This is a genomic window from Candidatus Hydrogenedentota bacterium (assembly GCA_016791475.1).
GTDB lineage: Bacteria > Hydrogenedentota > Hydrogenedentia > Hydrogenedentales > JAEUWI01 > JAEUWI01.
The window spans coordinates 39,356-56,137 of the sequence record JAEUWI010000037.1 but is presented as its reverse complement, the minus strand read 5'-3'; the positions used below and the strand labels follow the sequence as shown (position 1 = coordinate 56,137).

Below are 16,782 nucleotides of genomic sequence, written 5' to 3'. Positions count from 1 at the left end.
CCCCTTTGAAAATCTGCCGGAACGGGTCATCTTCAGCTTCGAAGCGGCCCAGTCCCTGCCCCAGTTGCCCTCGACCCACCCGTGCAATTGCATCCACGGCCACAGCTATCGCTTCGAAGTGGGAACAAAAAATCTCGACGCACTGGAGCCGCACCTCCGCGCGATCTACGACGAGCTGGATCACACCTACCTTAACGAAGTGCCCGGCCTGGAATGGGCCACCTGCGAGCGCATCTGCAAGTGGGTCTGGGATCGTCTGGTCGCGGCGGGTGAAGAACCGACCGTGGTGGTGGTGCAGGAAACCTATACCGCGCGGTGTATTTACTACGGCGGCTGAGCCGGACGCCCCCGCGGTGGACCGTGTGCAATCGCCGCGGCGAATCCACTTTGTCCATTATCCCGAAGGAATCCCAATGGAAAACCCCACGCCCGCCAAAGATCAATTCAAGGCGCTCGACAAGTCCCTGCCCTTCAAAGGACAGGAGGCCATCGAAGATCACCTGCTCGAATGTTTCCCCTACGAGTACGCGGACAAACCCCACGGCCAGGCCATGTGTATCGAGACGGAAACCGACGAGTTCACCTCGGTATGCCCGTTTTCCGGTCTGCCCGACTTCGCCGTGGTCAACATCCGCTATGTGCCCGGCGAGCATTGCCTGGAATTGCGCTCCCTTAAATACTATCTCCTTTCGTATCGCGATGTGGGCATCTGGTACGAGCACCTGGTCAACCGCATGCTCGAAGATCTCGTGAAGGCCTGCGCGCCCCGCTCCATGACCATCACCATCACGTGCAACCCCCGCGGCGGCCTCTCCAGCACGGTGACGGCGTCGTATGACCGCGCGAGCATGGGGCCCATGACCTGATCCTTTTCCGGGGCATGGGAAGAATCCGCTATACTGAGCGCGCACTGCCATTGGAGGACTACCGTGCGGGACTGGGCCCACAGACGGCGTATTCGCCTTTTGAGATGGAGTCTGACCACGTGGGCAATGATCCTGCTGGCTCTGGCCGGGCGGGCGGAAACGGCAATGGAGTTCCGGGTGTACACCATGCCGGGTGGCGCGCCGGTGGCGCCGGTCAACGGTATGCTCGCGGACCGGGAGGGCGCGGTCTGGATCGCCACCTGGGGTGAGGGCCTCCACCGAATCCATGGCACGGAGTGGCGCACCTACACCGAGGCCGACGGTCTGCCGGATGACTGGATTCATTCCATCACCGAGTCGCCTGGGGGCGGCGTCTGGATTGGCACGGGCGAGGGCCTGGCGCTGGTGCGGGATGATCGGGTCTTCCCCCTGACCCCGCGCGATCTGGACCTCTTGACCACGGGCGACGTCTCGCACGTCCGCGAGTTGGCCAACGGCCAGATCTTGACGGGAACCGTCGATGGGACGCTCTTGCTGCGAGATCCCGTGGGCACCCTGCCCGCCGATCTGGCAATGGGCTGGCGCGCCATTGCCATGCCCGAAACAAGCCGCGGCCACGAGCTGGTGGACGTGGTTGAGGTGGAGCCCGACAACTACCTGCTCTCTCTCGCCTGGGGCGGACTTGGCTGGCTGCGCCAGGGCGTGTGGACACCCGACGCCCAATTGGGAAACCTCCAGTACCATGTGCTGCACGAAACGCGCAAGACGAACGAGCGGGAAGTGTGGGCGGTGGAACGGGACGGGGGCCAGGGCTATCGCCTGGGTGGAGGCGTCTGGACGCCGCAGGAACAATATCCACCCAGCGTCAATGACCTGCTGGACCTCGATACGGGAGAATTGCTGGTCGCCACCCATTCCGGGCTCTTCCTCCGCGGGGACGCCGGCTGGCGGCCCTGGGCCCTGGACCCCGCGTTCGGCGAGCCTGAATTGAGCTGCGTCGCCACGACCCTCGACGGCGCCGTCTGGGCCGGCGGACGTGAGGGGCTCATTCGGGCCACGCCGCCCACTTGGCTTGCCCTTGAACAGCCCGATGGGCCTTCCGTACTGCTGCCCCGCGCGCAGCGGAACGACCCGATACGGGCCATGAACTTCGCGGGAACGATCTTTGCCCCGGAGGGCGCGAGCTGGGTGCCCCGATGCGCGTTGAATCCCTGGAAGGAAGGCGACGTGACGCTGGATGATTCCACCTGGCTGGGCGACGGGCGCCTCTGGGTCGAATCGGACGGCGGCCTCCGGTGGACCATGGTGGCGAACGGAATGCTTCACACCATTTACCGGGGGGAATTGAGCATCTACTCGCTGGACATGGGCGAGCGCACCGAGCTCCGGACCCTTCCACCCACGGATCCCACCCTGGAGCGCTTCACGGTGACGGCCGGCGGCAGCTTGATCTACATGGCGATGGAAGGCGCTTTCCGCCTCGAGGACGGCGCCTGGACCCCCTTTCCCACCGCGCCGGGTTACAAACAGAAGCAGGTATTCGCCCTCGTAGAAACCGAGCCGGGCGTCTTCTGGGCCGGTGTGCGCGGCGGGATAGAGCGCTGGATCGGCGAATCCATCCAGTCCTTCGGCGCGGCCGACGGGGTGGAGCCGGAAGACGATGTTCATGCCATTGTCCAGACGCGCGGGGGCGATCTCTGGTTTGGCAGCATGGGAGCCGGCATCTACCGCTACGATGGGAAGCGATTCGAGCACTTCACCAAGGCCGATGGACTTCGCAGCAATTCGGTCCGGGGCATTCGCGAAAACCGCGATGGCACAATTTGGATTGCCAACCGGGGCACGGGCCTGTCGGCGCTGCGGGGTGGACGCTGGGTCCACTATGGCCTGGAGCACGGCCTGCCCCACGCACCCGCCCTCACGATGGCCGAGACCGACGAGGGCGTCTTATGGGTCAGCTCCCAGACCCAGGGGCTCTTCCGGTACCGCCCGGATCGCGAAGCGCCGGAGACGGAGATTGTGGTGGGGCCCGCCCAGGTCGAGGCCCATGGTATCGGCGTATTCTCCTTCGCCGGGCGCGATGCCTGGAATCAGACCCCGATCCGCGACCTCCACTTTTCCTGGCGGGTACTGCCCGCCGGGGGCGATGGGGGCGCGGCATGGTCCCCCTTTTCCACGGATACGACCATAGTCACCGGTACGCTGGAACACGGGCCCTACCAGTTCGAGGTGCGCGCCTCGGATGAAAACGGCAACGTCGATCCCACGCCGGCAACCCGTTCGTTTGCCGTGCTGCCGCCCGTCTGGATGAAACCCGGCTTCTTTCTGCCGGTCTTCCTGTCCATCGTGCTGGCCGCCGTGGCGCTCCTGTTCCAGTGGTTCAGCCGCAAGGCCCTGTTGCGTTCCGAAGCCGCGCTGCTCTCGGAGGTGGAAATACGAAAACGCACCGAGGCGCTTCTGGAGCGGCACAGTGAAAATCTGGAGGAGCTGGTGGAAGAGCGCACCCGCGTCCTCGCTCAGGTGCAGGAGGAACTCATTCGCAAGGAACGCCTGGCCACACTGGGCCAACTTACCGCAACCGTGAGCCACGAACTCCGCAATCCCCTGGGAACCATCCAGAGCTCGCTCTTCATGATCGAAAAGCGCGTCCGCGGCATGGGGCTCAACCTCGAATCCGCCCTCGACCGCACCGCCCGCAGCGTAAAGCGCTGCGACCGGATTATTGAGGAGCTCCTCGACTTCACCCGCGCCGGCGAACTTTCCCCCCAGTCCGCCCAGGTGGACCCCTGGCTGAGGGAGGCCCTCGACGATATCGGCGCTCCGGAAGAGACGCGGCTCGTGCTCGAACTCAATTGCCCCGCATGGGTTCGCATTGATCGGGAGCTCATGCGCCGCGTGCTCATCAACCTGCTGGACAACGCGGTGCAGGCGATGAACGAGGCCGAAAGCACGGAGCGCGTCATCCGGGTGCGCTCCCTGGAGCGGGACGGGCGGGCCGAGATCTACGTGGAGGATTCGGGGCCCGGTCTTCCCGAAGACGTGCTGGAGCGCATATTCGAGCCCCTATTCTCCACCAAGAACTTTGGTGTGGGCCTCGGCACCAGCATCGTGCGAAATATCATGATGCGCCACAACGGCGGGATCGAATACACGAATCGAGAAGACAAGCCAGGCACCCGGGTGCTCATCTGGCTGCCGAGTTCAGTTGACAGTTGACAGTTGACAGTGGACAGTGGACAGTTGACAGTTGACAGTGGACAGTGGACAGTGGACAATTGACAATTGACAATTGACAGTGGACAGTGGACAGTGGACAGTGACTGCCCAGTTCACCGCCACACCATACGACCCATACGAATACGACCCATACGACCCATACGACCCATACGACCCATACGACCCATAAGACCCATACGACCCATAAGACCCATAAGACCCATACGTCCCTTTCCCCCCCGAGCGGGCGTTCACGGCCCCCGATCACAAATACGAAACGGGGTCCGCAATCCCATTCGCCTTGAAGGCGTTCAGCCGCTCCACGCAGGTGGGGCAGGTGCCGCAGGCGCTTTCACCGCCGCGATAGCAGCTCCAGGTCTGGGTGAAGTCCACCCGGAGTTCCAGACCCAACCCCACGGTTTCCGCCTTGGACTTCACCACGAAGGGGGCATGTATCGTCACCGGCCGCTTGCGGTTCAGGCCCAGCACCTCGTTCATACGTTTCAGGAAATCCCGGGTGCAATCCCAGTAGCCATACTCGTCCTGGGCCTGGGCGCCATAGTAAACATCCGCAATTCCGTGGGCCTCGGCATAGGCCGCCGCCATGGACAGCAGCATCATGTTCCGGTTGGGCACGTAGGTCGGGGGCTGCTGCAGTTCCTCCACGGTCAGCGAATCCAGATCCGGCACCGGTGCGCCGCCCTCAATCAACGCGGAACCCTCTTGAATCAGCGCGCCCATGAAAGAAAGGTCGATGATGCGGTACTCCGCCGAGACCAGGCGGGCCTGGGCCGACGCGCAGACCAGTTCACGGCTGTGCCGCTGGCCGTAGTTGAAACTCAGCGCGTGAACATTCGGGCGGTCCAGACGCCGCACCACATAGTGGAGCAATACCGTTGAATCGACGCCGCCGCTCAAGAGAACGACGGCTGGCTGCTTCTGCGTCATGGGAGGCTCCCGGTTGGATGATTGGCTATTGTATAGAATTTCTGTGGCCGATACCCACGCGGTCATTACAGGCCCGTTCCCCCTTCTCGATTAATTCCGTAAATTTGTGCGCATGCGGTTTATTCGGTATCATGGAAGACCGTCCGCTGGCCTCGTCGGGCCGCCGGCTGACGCCATACCCCGCCCCGGGCTCGGGGCATTTGGCGCATACCTCAGCATAGCAGCGCCGCGTTAGCGGCCAGTTAAGGAGAATATCGCAATGAACAAGGCATCGGGCGCGGGCAGTTCCCGCAGAGAATTCATTCGCAACAGCGGCGCCGTCATGGCCGCCGCCGCCACGTTCCATGTGGCCTCCAGCGCCCGTGCGGCCGCCGGTGACAGCAATTCCGAAGTGCTCAAAGTCGGCCTCATCGGCTGCGGCGGACGCGGTACGGGCGCCGTGCGCGAAGCCCTCCTGGCCGATCCGAACACGAAGCTCGTCGCCCTCGGTGATACCTTCTCCGACCGCCTCGATGAATGCCTCACCAAGTTGAAATCCGCCGGCAGCGGCATCGAAAGCCACCAGATTGCCGTGGACGATGACCACAAGTTCACCGGATTCGACAACTACCTCGGCGTCATCGCCGCATGCGACGTGGTCGTGCTGGCTTCGCCCCCCGCCTTCCGCCCCGCCCACCTCAAGGCCGCCGTCGAGAAGGGCTGCCACGTATTCTGTGAAAAGCCCATCGCCGTAGACCCCGAAGGCGTGCGCTCCGTCCGCGAGACCAGCAAGCTGGCCAAGGAAAAGGGCCTGTCCCTCGTCTCCGGCCTGTGCTACCGCTACCAGTTCTCCAAGCAGGACGTCATCAAGCAGATTCAGGACGGCGCTCTGGGCAAGATCCTGACCATGCAGACGACCTACAACACGGGCGCGCTCTGGTTCCACGAGCGCCAGCCCGAGTGGAGCGACACCGAATTCCAGGTGCGCAACTGGCTCTACCACGACTGGCTTTCCGGCGACCACATCAACGAACAGCACATCCACAGCCTGGACAAGATCGGCTGGGTCATGGGCAACGTCTACCCCGTGAAGGCCACCTCCAGCGGCGGTCGCGTGGTGCGCACCGACGAGAAGTTCGGCAACATCTATGACCACTTCAACACGGTTTACGAATGGGCCGACGGCACCAAGTGCTTCAGCAGTTGCCGCCAGTGGGCCAGCACCAGCACGGACGTGTCCGACTGGATCTACGGCACCGAAGGCGTTGGCGAACTCCAGAGCCACATCATCGACTCCAAAAAGATCGGCAAGTGGGAGCACAAGGCCACCGGTCCGGACAACATGTACCAGAACGAACACAACGCCCTCTTCGCCAGCATCCGCAAAGGCGAAGCGATCAACAACGGCGAGTACATGTGCGACAGCACGCTCATGGCCATCATGGGCCGCCTTTCCGCCTACACCGGCAAGACCCTGACTTGGGAAGAAGTGGCCAACGCCCCCATCAGCATCGTGCCAGCCACCCTCGAGTGGGGCCCCCTGGCCACCCGCCCCATCGCCCGCCCCGGCGAGACCGCCTTCGCCTGAGCGAAGCACGGTTTGTAGACTGATACTGCATCCCCGGATCGGAAACGATCCGGGGATTTTTTTTTGCAGGAACCAAACCCGCCAGAATCTCGATGGCTGATGTGCAATGATTTCATGATAGAATGCACGCACAAGGAGCTTCGCTATGGTATACAGAGGCCACGTTGAGAATGGACAGATTGTTTTGGACACCGAGGTGGAACTTCCGGAAGGCGCAACTGTGGCCGTGGAATTCATTGCCACGCCCCGAGTAGATTCTCTCCATCCCGACCTTGAGCGGTTTACCGGCATCATTGCGCGAGACACGGATGCGCGAACCGAATACCACGACGCCATGCGGGCCAAGCACGCATGAAGGTATTGTAGGAAGCCCTCATCGTACTTGACCCCTTCTCAGAATTTCTCTAGTATTGCGGTGAATACAATACTATCCGTAAGAACTGACCTGGAAAATCGAAGTGGCACCGACGCTATTCCATAGGGCTAGAAGGCCTTTGCAGATAAAGGAGTCTCTACAGTGAGCATCTCTGAAAAATGGAACGAAATTGAATGGGCACTGAGCGCCCAGCCCCCAAGCCCCCTAATGTTTGAAAAAGCGCCCGATTGCGAACCAGATGTCTACCAATTCATCGTAACCGACAACTCCTCAAATCCTGTAACAGATTTCAATAGCTATGCCGAATTGGAATGAGATTCTCGATGAAATCAAGAAGGCGGGCAGCACGCACGACCTCATTAGGCGGAAATACCTCGGTGAGTTGCATGAGATTACTGGCCGCAATGTCATAATTTACTACTCTGGATGGCTTCAGAAGCCAGATGTTCGGGGTCAGCACATCAACGACGCGGACAAGAATGGATTCATGTCGGTAATCCACAAATTGGACCGAACTCTGGGGTTGGACCTGGTACTTCATACGCCAGGCGGAGAAACCGCCGCGACAGAGTCAATCGTTGACTACCTTCGCGCAATGTTCGGAAAGGACATCCGGGTCATCGTGCCCCAACTTGCGATGTCTGCCGGCACGATGATTGCCTGCGCGTCCAAAGAGATTGTGATGGGCAAGCAGTCGAGCCTCGGGCCAATCGATCCGCAGTTCAATGGAATTCCCGCCCATGGTATCGTTGAGGAATTTAACAGGGCTTTCGATGAAATCAAGAAGGATCAGACCAAAGCCGTTGTGTGGCAACCAATAATAGCCAAGTACAATCCGACGCTGATCGGCGAATGCGAGAAGGCCGTGCAGTGGTCTGAGTCATTGGTTCGAGAATGGCTTGCCAGCGGCATGTTCTTTGGTGACCAAAACGCTGACTCGGAGATTGAAAGCGTAATTCGCGAGTTGGCCGACCATGCATTGAACCTCAATCACGCACGGCACATATCGTTAAGCAAAGCCAGAGAAATTGGGCTCAAAGTCACGTCGCTCGAAGACAATCAGTCGATGCAAGATGCGGTCCTGTCTTTGCATCATGCGGCCATCCATACGGTCTCTTCGACCAATGCGTTCAAGATTATTGAAAATCACATCGGTACCGCGTTTATTCAAGCGGTCCAGCACGTCGTGCTGAAGAACTCGTAGTCTTGGGACAACGTCTCATTCGATAGTATCGAAAACCACCGTTCGAACTTGCGGTGGTCTCAGTCAACCTTTCGGTGGCTAAACACTCTCCACTCCCACCCCCGTTACTCAATCGTAGCCGCCGGAACTCAACCCTCTACAGGAGCCCGTCATGCCGTCCCGTCCCGTCTTTCTTTTCGTGCTCACCCTCGTCCTCGCGCCACTGGCGTCCGCCGAGACCTTCTACGTTTCCAAGCTCGGCAACGACGCCGGGGGCCAGACCTGGGCCACGGCCTTCACCACCATTCAGGCCGCGCTGGACGCCATCCCGAATGATCAGGGCGGCCACCGCATCATCGTGCGGCCCGACACCTACATGGAGGCCATGCTTTCCCCCGCGCACCGCGGCGCGGCCGGGGCCTACAACGAGCTTGTCGGCGATTTCGACGGCGCGCTGGGCGGCGGACGCACGGGCTGGGTCGTTATCGACTCCGGTGATCCGCAGCAGGGCTTCAAGAGCTACGACTGGCACGGCACCATCCGTTCAACGCAGAAGGGCTGGTCGAAGGAGCACACGGACGAGACCTTTTCCGCCGTCATCTGGGACCGCTGGAAACTGAGCCGCCTCTACGCCACCGGCAGCGACGCCGGACTCTTCTGGGACAACACAAACAAGGTGGAGCCCTTCACGGTGATCGTGGAGGATTGCGTGAGCATCGGCCGGGCCTTCGGCGGCGGTGTGGCGAGCTGCCTCTCTCGCCCCGACGAGCCCATCACCTTCCGCCGCACGCAGTTGTATGCCCTGGACTGGTGGGGCGACACCGCCGGGGCTTATGTGCGTGTGGAAAACAAGACCATGCCCGCCACACCCGATATCATCTTTGAAGACTGCACCATGGCCAGTCCTCAGTGCGCCGTGAAGGCGGGCAACTTCGGCTTCGACACGAGCATGCGCATCAAGCTGAAAAACTGCACGCTGATCGCCCTGAACTTCAGCCAGCCCCAGGGCACGCCCATCGACGGCGCAATTCAGAGCGTGGAGCAGGGCAAGCTGCTCGCGGTGGACCTGGAAGACACGACCGTCATGGGCTATAAGGTCTTCGGCGTGCGCGTGAACAAGGAAACCGCCCCCGAAATCCAATACACGACGGCGGGGAGTACCCAGGCCTATGTCCAGTTCCAGCAGGAAGTGCCCAAGGGCTTCCACCGCCTGCAACAGTGGCCCGTGGGTGCCTTCGCGCAGATGGCCCCGCCCGCACAAATCGCGCCGGACAACGGCCTGCGGGACATCGCGCTGGTCCAGAAGGATATGTGCGAGATGTCGCCTGTGGTGTGGCAGGGCAAGCTGATGCACCTGGCCTGCGTGCGCCCGGCAAGTGGTGGCTCCGCCGATCAATATTGGCTCGAAGTGCGCGACGCCGCGACCAACGAACCCGTGGCGAAATTCGCCGAGGGCTACGGCCTCGCAAGTTGCTTCGTGGATGGCGACACCTTCTACGCGACGGCCTCGCGCTTTGCGGACAACAACTGGAACGACGTGACGCTCTTCAGCTCGAAGGACCTGAAGACCTGGGATAAGCAGGTCATCGTGACCCAGGAAAACGAGCACCTCTTCAACAGCAGCCTCTGCAAGGGCCCCGAGGGCTACGTCCTCGCCTATGAATCCAACACACCGGACTATCCCGCCTTCACCGTGAAATTCGCGGCCTCGAAGGATCTGAAGACCTGGGAGAAACTGCCCGAGGCCACCTTTGGCACCAACCGCTATACGGCCTGCCCCGAGATCCACTACAGCAACGGTTACTATTACGTGCTCTACCTCGAGAATCGTAAGCCCCGCCACTACTACGAGACCTACATCACGCGCTCGGCAGACCTGAAGCAATGGGAACTCAGCAGCGCCAACCCCGTGCTCTCGCCCCAAGGCCTGGACGAAGGCATCAACGCCTCCGACCCCGCCTTGGTCGAGTTTGACGGCAAGACCCATGTGTACTTCTCCGTGGGCGATCAGCTCACCTGGATGAACGTGAAGGGCGGTGTCTTCCCCGGCACGGCGGACGAATTCTTCGCCCGCTGGTACAAGGAGCCCGGCATCGTGGACCACGGAAGTGTGGGGGCCGCGAAGTAGATTTTGATCATAGGGACAGCGTCGCCCCGTGCCTTGGTGGGGTGAAATGCGCTACGGGTCCGTTCTTCCGACTGGGCCGGGCGCAAATCGCTTTAACCGGCGGGGCTGTCCTGTTGTCAGAGAAGGGTACTGAAACGATCACCGCTCTCGCGCGTAGGCAGTATAAGCGAGTAAGAAGTCTCATTGTGACGGCGAGGCTCAAGCCGTTGGCGTCCAGTTGCACCGCCAAACAACGGGGCAGCCTCGACGGTCTTAGCGAATGACGCCGGACCAAGGATTATTCTCACCCCGTAGCCTTTCTCGCCTGCCGGTATCATCGGGCGATGCTGTCCCGGATCACCCGCGAATGGTTGGATACCATTTTCTTCGCGTTCTTTCGCGGCAAGATCAAGTCCATCTGTTTGCCCCGTTTGCGCCCCACCTGTATAGTTTCCGTGACTGTAGAAAGGTACTCCCATGAACCGATTCCTTGCCCTCGCCCTCCTCACCGTTCTGGCGCCCTTCGCCGCAAGCGCCCAGCCCGCCATGCTGCCCCACGCGGACAACACCTGGTTCAAGGACGCCAAGTTCGGCATCTTCGTCCACTGGGGCCTCTACGCCCTCCACGGCACGAATTCCAAAGGCCCCTATGTCTCCTGGGCCATGCACGACGAGCAGATCCCCGTCGAGGTCTATTCCAAGTACGCGGATCAGTTCAATCCCACCGCTTTCGATGCGGACGCGTGGATGAAAATGGTGCGACGCGCGGGCGCGAAGTACATGACCTTCACAAGCAAGCACCACGAGGGCTTTGCGATGTTCGACAGCGCGTTGACGGACTACGATTCCATGGACCGCGCGGCGAAGCGCGACATTGTAAAGGAGCTCGTCGCGGCGGCCCGGGCGAACGATGTAAAGATTTCGTTCTACTACTCCACCCTCGACTGGTACCGGCCGGACTTCAAAGCGAACCTGCCGAAATACATCGACGAGTTTATGTTTGGTCAGGTGCGTGAACTTTGCACAAACTATGGCCCCATCGACGGCATCTGGTTCGACGGCGAATGGGATCACCCGGCGGAAACCTGGCGCGCGCCGGAGCTGGTGAACATGATTCGCACGCTCCAGCCGAATGCCTTAATCAATGATCGCCTGGGCAAAGGCGTGCGCGGCGTCACGCCCCTGGCCGACTTCTACACCCGCGAGCAGATGTCCGAAATCGGCGAGAAGACCGAGGCGGAAGAGAAAGAAGTCCGCCCCTGGGAGGCCTGCCTCACCATGGGCATCGCCTGGGGCTATCGCCGGGACGACGGTCCGGCCAAGAGCAGCACCGAGCTTATTCGCACCCTCGTGGACGTGGTGAGCCGGGGCGGGAATCTCCTGCTCAACGTGGGCCCACGGCCTGACGGCACCGTGCCCGAGCACCTCGTGGCGCGCCTGAACGACATCGGCGCATGGCTGATGGTAAACGGCGAGGCCATCTACGGTACCCGCAAGGCCAACGGCATCACCGCCTCCAGCGGCAAGCTCACGGCGAAGGGCGACACGCTCTTCCTGCACCTCGAATCACGCGATGCGGACACGGTGACATTGACCGGCCTGAAGCGCTCAATCAATAGCGCCAGGCTGCTGGAAACGGGTGAAGTGTTGAAGGTGGATGACACCGCGAAGTCGATTGTGCTACCGGCGAAGTTGCCCGATCCCGTGGTGTCGGTGATTGCAGTGGAATTGGGCGCGTAGGGACGGACTCGCGCAAGGCCGCTACGCTGAGCCGTATTGGCCACGCATCAATAAGAAGCCCCGAGAAAGCTGCGGCGACGGCAACGCGCGTGCCCACGCGGCGGCGCACCCGGAAAGTGAAACTCAACCACTTTCGAATCGATCCAATACGTGCCGCGCAAACCAGTCGGGTACGTCCTCCACCTGGAGCTCGATCTCAATCCCATCGGTGCACTTTGCGATCCACACAATGTCTGCGGCATCGGCCGAGTTATCAAAAATATACGCGCGACTCGAGTTGCGAATTGCATCGTAAAGTAGTTTCAGCGACTGTCCGTAGCGGCTCAGAATTTTATCCTCCGGAACGGCGTGACCTCCGGATTGGACACGATTCTTAACCCGGGCCACATTGATACTGGGATTCGACGTGGCGATGTAGTAGAGATAGACGCGAAAACCTGCGGCCAGCGCTTTTTCCATGAAAAGGACTTTGGATTGGTGGGACATAACGGTTTCAAAAGTGAAAGAAACTCCTTTGCGAAGAAGCTCTTCCCGAACATATTCCACCAGAGCCGCCGCCGCATAAGAATTGCGCAGTTTGTCCGCGAGCAGAACCCGTGTTCCTTCAACAACAACTCCGCCTCGCGGCACGACGTCGACGCCAGACCTTAAGAACAATGGGGAGGCGGTGAGAAATTCATGGATTCCCAGCAGCGGCGATTCAAGTCCAAAGCGTGACAGATCCACATACCCCTGACCTTTCAAGGATGCCTCGACGTCATCCGCGTTCAAATACAGACCGAGCAGGTAGGAGGGCAATACGGAATTGAGGGTGCTCTTGCCCGAACCATTCGGTCCCGCAAAGACCCGCATTCGAGGTACTTTCACCGAAGTCGAATCTTGGTACCCGGTGCATATTTCCGGGGAGGGGTGATATGCTTGATGAAATGGCAGGCTCCGTCCGGTGTCAGCCGATACATCGCATCGCCCCGGGCGATGACCACATCATGCCCCATGGACAAGTGAGATTTCCGAGCGGCGGCAAAAACCGCGCCTGCCTGTGCGGCGAAGGCTTGCTCCGCCGCATCCATCAAAGAGTAGTCGTTCTGATCGGTCGCCATAATCGAAATTTGCCTCTTGTGACTAGATTATATCACGCCGGAGAAGTTGTTAAAACCGTGGTGTGGCGTCCGACGATTCCCAATCACTGCACTACCCTCAACTAATCCACATCATCCGCCAGTCCGTCACGATCCACTGCCCGTTCCGCACTTCCGCCACGCCGGTGTAGCCCGCCGCCGACAGGGGCCCGGTGTCCCAGTTATAGTAGAACGGCACGCGGCCGTCCTGCGCCTGGCCGACACGGAGATACCAGGTTCCGTCTTCGATGGTGCCCTTCAATACTTTCGTCGGGGCGGCGCCGGCCTCGAATTCCACGAGCTTGAGCGGCGCCATGATCAGTTCATACTTCAACAGCAACTCCAGCAGCGCCACTTGATCGCCCAACCCCTCCACATTCAAACCCGCCTCTTTTTCATAGGGCACGCTTGGAATAGAACCGGGATCCAGTGCTCCCATGCGCCCCAGGGCAATCCTTGCGCCGGCGCGCAGTTCTCCTTCGATACCGTCCGTTTCGAGATAGGCCCTGAGCACTGGCACGGCCGCCGCCACATTTCGCGCGGCGAGGACGCGCATGGCCGGTTCGACCGCGGGGGCCACCAGGGAGTCCGGGTCCCCTTCGTGGAGGATTTTCTGCAGGAGATCAACAAATGCGGCGTCTCGTTGTGGATCGGAAATTTCGCTCAGTAAATTCACCAGGCATATGCGATAGTAGCTGTCCGAACCGGGCAAGGCGTCCAGAAGTTGCGGCAAAATGGTTGCCCCACGACTCGCCAGAATTCGCCCCGTTCGGCAATACCCGTACTCGAAGGGGTCTTCTTCCAAGGCACGCAAGAGTTTCTTCGTGGAGCGTTTGTCCGAACGGAGGGCAACGCTGCTTTGAGGATCCTCAAGATAAACGAAGTGCTTGTACCGCGCATTGTCTTCGTCCTCAAACCAGTCCACCTCCTCAAATGACGAAAACAGAGCCTCCCTTTCCGCAGTGCTCAACTCCGACGCTTGCAATGGCATCGCCGCCGCGCACGCTGCGAGCAGAAATATTGTTCTTAACATCGACATGGTGCCATCCCCTATTGTCCTGGCCGCACAACCGCCAACCGTATCGCTCGCCAGCCAGCATAGCATGAGAGTTGGAATTGCGCCAGTCTCGGGGCGGCGCCATAGATCTTCCGGGACTTACGGGACCCATCAGGTCCATTCCCCGTGACGCTACACCGTAAACTGCCCCACGATCTCTTGCAGCCGGTTCGCCAGCCCTTGCAGGTCCTGGGCCGAGGCGCGCATGGATTCCGCGCGGGTCTCGGCGCTCCGGGCCGAATTGCGAATACGCTCCACGTTGGCCGCGGCGTCCCGCATGCGGTGCGAGGCTTCGTCGGAATCTCCCGCCACCCGGTTGGCCGCGCCCGCCACGTCGCCGGAACGGCTCGCGATGTCCGTGGTGCTCTGGCTGGCCAGGCTGACGTTGCGCGAGATGTCCGTGGCGCCCGCCGCCGCCTCCTGAACATTGCGCGAGACTTCCCCCGCGCCCTTCGCCGCCTCGCCGAGATTCTGCGTGATCTCGTGGATGGCGATGGTCTGCTCCTGCACGGCGGAGGCGATGACCTTGAAAGATTCGTTCAATTCGACCACGCCCTCGCTGATGCCGTTAATCGCCGCCACGGAGTCACGGGAACTTTGCTGGATATGCTCCACCTGCGCGCTGATCTCCTCCGTGGCCGACCGGGTCTGGCGCGCGAGTTCCTTCACTTCGTGGGCGACCACGGCGAAGCCCTTGCCCGCCTCGCCGGCGGAGGCCGCCTCGATGGTGGCGTTCAGGGCCAGCAGGTTGGTCTGCGCGGCGATGCCGCGGATCAAATCGACCACCTGACTGATCTGGCTGCTGGCGTCCTGCAATGCGCTGACCGTTTCCGCCGTGGCCGACGCTTTTTCGGACACGCTGCCCGACAGCGTCGCGGCCTTGCGCGTGTTGCCCGAGACTTCGCCGAGAGACGCGGACATCTCCTCCACCGCCGAAGCCACCGTATTGACCGAGGAGGACATCTCCTCCACCGCGGCGGCGATCGTGTTCATGTTGGCGGACATTTCTTCGACGGCGGCGCTGACGGATTCGAGATTATTGGATACGGCCCCGGACCCATCGGCCACGGCATCGATGGAGTGACTGACCTCGGCCACGCCCGCGGCCACACCCTCCAGATTCGCGGAGGCGCCCGTGGTGGCGCCGGAGGCCTGCTGGGCGGTTTCAAGCACTTCCCGTGCGCCCGCTTCGGCGTCTTGCGCGTCGCGCGCCATGGCGTCCGCCGACTGGGCCAGCCGCGCGGTGCCGGCGGCGACTTCGCGGATGATATGCTGCAATTTGTCTACAAACGTGTTGAACCACAGGGCCAGTTGGCCTATCTCGTCGGAGCGCTTGATGTCGATGCGATGGGTCAGATCGCCTTCACCCTCGGCGATATCGCGCAGCCGCGCCACCACATGCTTAATGGGCGTGGTGATGGCGCGCACGGTGATATACGTGAATAACCCGCAGAGGACGAGGGCGGCGAAGCCGATGAGCGCCACGATCACGGTCATGCGGTTGGCCGCGCGCATCATACTCGCCTCGCGGCCCGCCACGGCCATGGACCACGGCGTGGGCGCGTTGCCCACGCGCACGGGTGAAAACTGGATATGCACCGTCTCGCCTGTCTCCGGATCCGCCTGCGCAACGAGGCTCGATTCACCCCGGGGGATCGCTTCCAGGCCCGCCGCGCTTATGCCATTTTCGGACGCGGCCTGACTGAGCTTCGATTTGTCCGGGTGGCCGATGAAGTTGCCCGACTGGGAAAGGAGAAAGGCGTAGCCATCGCCAAAAGGCTTGATCTCGCCCACGACCCGGCTGAAATCATTGAGTAGTACATCGATGCCCACCACGCCCACCACCCGCTCGCCGTCGAAGACAGGCACACACACCGAAGTCATCAGCGCGTTGTCCGCGTCGGGCTCAATGTAGGGTTCCATCACCGCCTCGCGGCCCGTGTCGCGGGGAATGGTGTAGTACGCCTCTTCCTTGTATTCTTCGTAGGTACCGGTACTGGCCTGAATGGTAATTCCGCCATTCTCCCGGAGAACATAGGGCAGAAACGCGCCATCCGCCGCGTAGCCGTCCACGTTTACGAAAGCCGCGTCACGCCCGTCGAAGCCGTCGGGCTCAAACTGGGCCCACACGCCAAAGTAGAAATCATTCGATTCGAGCACCGCCTTCATGGCGGCCAGTGCGGCGGGCCGGCTCGCCTGCGCCCGCTGGGTGATGGCGCCCTGGAGCGACTTGCCGAGCCCCCGCGCCGCGCCCATGGCATCGTTCAGATCCACCGCAATGCGCGCCGCCTGGCTGTCCGCCGTGCTGGCGAGTCGCTCGAAGGCCTCTTCACGCAGGGCGCCTCGGGCCATAAGCGCCACGATGGTCGTCACCACGGCAAAGGAAACAAGGAGCAGGGCCAGCAGGCGGAGGGTGACTTTGACTTCCAGACTCATGGCGGAAAACTCCCCGTGGCGGTTCGGATACGCGCCCAGGACGCATCCCGACTCTACATACCGTTCCTGATGTGCTTCTCCCCCGGCACACAGGACTACGTCAACCTAACAGCATCGCGGGAAAAATGCAAGGGGAACCGATGTGTCGCGCGGGGACGGACTCGCGCC

13 protein-coding genes and 1 pseudogene are annotated in these 16,782 nt (G+C 61.3%); 9 read left to right on the top strand and 5 right to left on the bottom strand.

What is annotated here, in order from left to right:
• Positions 1–13 precede the first annotated feature (13 nt).
• The 3 genes and pseudogenes from JNK74_18705 (at position 14) to JNK74_18695 (ending at position 3,620) form a co-directional block, all read left to right on the top strand.
• Positions 14–337 carry a 6-carboxytetrahydropterin synthase gene (locus tag JNK74_18705; protein MBL7648216.1) on the top strand — a complete coding sequence of 108 codons (324 nt, stop codon included), beginning with the start codon at positions 14–16 and terminating at the stop codon, positions 335–337.
• Between the two features lie 76 nt (positions 338–413).
• Positions 414–866: an NADPH-dependent 7-cyano-7-deazaguanine reductase QueF gene (queF, locus tag JNK74_18700; protein ID MBL7648215.1), complete on the top strand. Its 453-nt coding sequence runs from the start codon at positions 414–416 to the stop codon at positions 864–866.
• 126 nt (positions 867–992) lie between these two features.
• A pseudogene (locus JNK74_18695) lies at positions 993–3,620 on the top strand (hypothetical protein).
• Between the two features lie 726 nt (positions 3,621–4,346).
• Here the strand turns inward: JNK74_18695 and queC are convergent.
• Positions 4,347–5,030, bottom strand: a complete 684-nt coding sequence (gene queC / locus JNK74_18690) for a 7-cyano-7-deazaguanine synthase QueC (protein ID MBL7648214.1) — start codon at positions 5,028–5,030, stop codon at positions 4,347–4,349.
• Positions 5,031–5,289: 259 nt separating this feature from the next.
• Here queC and JNK74_18685 point away from each other — a divergent pair, with 259 nt between their 5' ends.
• The 6 genes from JNK74_18685 to JNK74_18660 all read left to right on the top strand — a co-directional run bounded on the left by JNK74_18685 (position 5,290) and on the right by JNK74_18660 (position 12,003).
• Positions 5,290–6,597, top strand: coding sequence for a Gfo/Idh/MocA family oxidoreductase (locus JNK74_18685; protein ID MBL7648213.1), 1,308 nt, complete (start codon positions 5,290–5,292; stop codon positions 6,595–6,597).
• 145 nt (positions 6,598–6,742) lie between these two features.
• On the top strand, positions 6,743–6,952 hold the full coding sequence (locus JNK74_18680) for a hypothetical protein (GenBank protein ID MBL7648212.1): 210 nt from the start codon (positions 6,743–6,745) through the stop codon (positions 6,950–6,952).
• A gap of 162 nt (positions 6,953–7,114) precedes the next feature.
• Entirely contained in the window at positions 7,115–7,288 is a 174-nt protein-coding gene (locus JNK74_18675) for a hypothetical protein (protein ID MBL7648211.1), read from the top strand.
• Positions 7,272–8,177, top strand: coding sequence for a S49 family peptidase (locus JNK74_18670; GenBank protein MBL7648210.1), 906 nt, complete (start codon positions 7,272–7,274; stop codon positions 8,175–8,177). Before JNK74_18675 ends, JNK74_18670 begins: the two co-directional genes overlap by 17 nt.
• A 151-nt stretch (positions 8,178–8,328) precedes the next feature.
• Positions 8,329–10,284: a hypothetical protein gene (locus JNK74_18665; protein MBL7648209.1), complete on the top strand. Its 1,956-nt coding sequence runs from the start codon at positions 8,329–8,331 to the stop codon at positions 10,282–10,284.
• A gap of 456 nt (positions 10,285–10,740) precedes the next feature.
• Positions 10,741–12,003: an alpha-L-fucosidase gene (locus JNK74_18660; protein MBL7648208.1), complete on the top strand. Its 1,263-nt coding sequence runs from the start codon at positions 10,741–10,743 to the stop codon at positions 12,001–12,003.
• A gap of 123 nt (positions 12,004–12,126) precedes the next feature.
• Here JNK74_18660 and JNK74_18655 read toward each other — a convergent pair whose 3' ends face one another.
• The 4 genes from JNK74_18655 to JNK74_18640 all read right to left on the bottom strand — a co-directional run bounded on the left by JNK74_18655 (position 12,127) and on the right by JNK74_18640 (position 16,614).
• On the bottom strand, positions 12,127–12,855 hold the full coding sequence (locus JNK74_18655; protein ID MBL7648207.1) for a zeta toxin family protein: 729 nt from the start codon (positions 12,853–12,855) through the stop codon (positions 12,127–12,129).
• A gap of 11 nt (positions 12,856–12,866) precedes the next feature.
• Entirely contained in the window at positions 12,867–13,103 is a 237-nt protein-coding gene (locus JNK74_18650) for a hypothetical protein (GenBank protein ID MBL7648206.1), read from the bottom strand.
• 97 nt (positions 13,104–13,200) lie between these two features.
• Positions 13,201–14,160 carry a hypothetical protein gene (locus JNK74_18645; protein MBL7648205.1) on the bottom strand — a complete coding sequence of 320 codons (960 nt, stop codon included), beginning with the start codon at positions 14,158–14,160 and terminating at the stop codon, positions 13,201–13,203.
• Between the two features lie 150 nt (positions 14,161–14,310).
• Positions 14,311–16,614, bottom strand: coding sequence for a HAMP domain-containing protein (locus tag JNK74_18640; GenBank protein ID MBL7648204.1), 2,304 nt, complete (start codon positions 16,612–16,614; stop codon positions 14,311–14,313).
• Positions 16,615–16,782 lie beyond the last annotated feature (168 nt).

Bases quoted from the DNA above. Each gene is read 5' to 3' on its own strand.
- queC (MBL7648214.1), bottom strand. From the start codon at position 5,030: ATGACGCAGAAGCAGCCAGCCGTCGTTCTCTTGAGCGGCGGCGTCGAT.
- JNK74_18660 (MBL7648208.1), top strand. From the start codon at position 10,741: ATGAACCGATTCCTTGCCCTCGCCCTCCTCACCGTTCTGGCGCCCTTC.
- JNK74_18670 (MBL7648210.1), top strand. From the start codon at position 7,272: ATGCCGAATTGGAATGAGATTCTCGATGAAATCAAGAAGGCGGGCAGC.
- JNK74_18645 (MBL7648205.1), bottom strand. From the start codon at position 14,160: ATGTCGATGTTAAGAACAATATTTCTGCTCGCAGCGTGCGCGGCGGCG.
- JNK74_18680 (MBL7648212.1), top strand. From the start codon at position 6,743: ATGGTATACAGAGGCCACGTTGAGAATGGACAGATTGTTTTGGACACC.
- JNK74_18650 (MBL7648206.1), bottom strand. From the start codon at position 13,103: ATGGCGACCGATCAGAACGACTACTCTTTGATGGATGCGGCGGAGCAA.
- JNK74_18640 (MBL7648204.1), bottom strand. From the start codon at position 16,614: ATGAGTCTGGAAGTCAAAGTCACCCTCCGCCTGCTGGCCCTGCTCCTT.
- JNK74_18655 (MBL7648207.1), bottom strand. From the start codon at position 12,855: ATGCGGGTCTTTGCGGGACCGAATGGTTCGGGCAAGAGCACCCTCAAT.
- queF (MBL7648215.1), top strand. From the start codon at position 414: ATGGAAAACCCCACGCCCGCCAAAGATCAATTCAAGGCGCTCGACAAG.
- JNK74_18685 (MBL7648213.1), top strand. From the start codon at position 5,290: ATGAACAAGGCATCGGGCGCGGGCAGTTCCCGCAGAGAATTCATTCGC.
- JNK74_18665 (MBL7648209.1), top strand. From the start codon at position 8,329: ATGCCGTCCCGTCCCGTCTTTCTTTTCGTGCTCACCCTCGTCCTCGCG.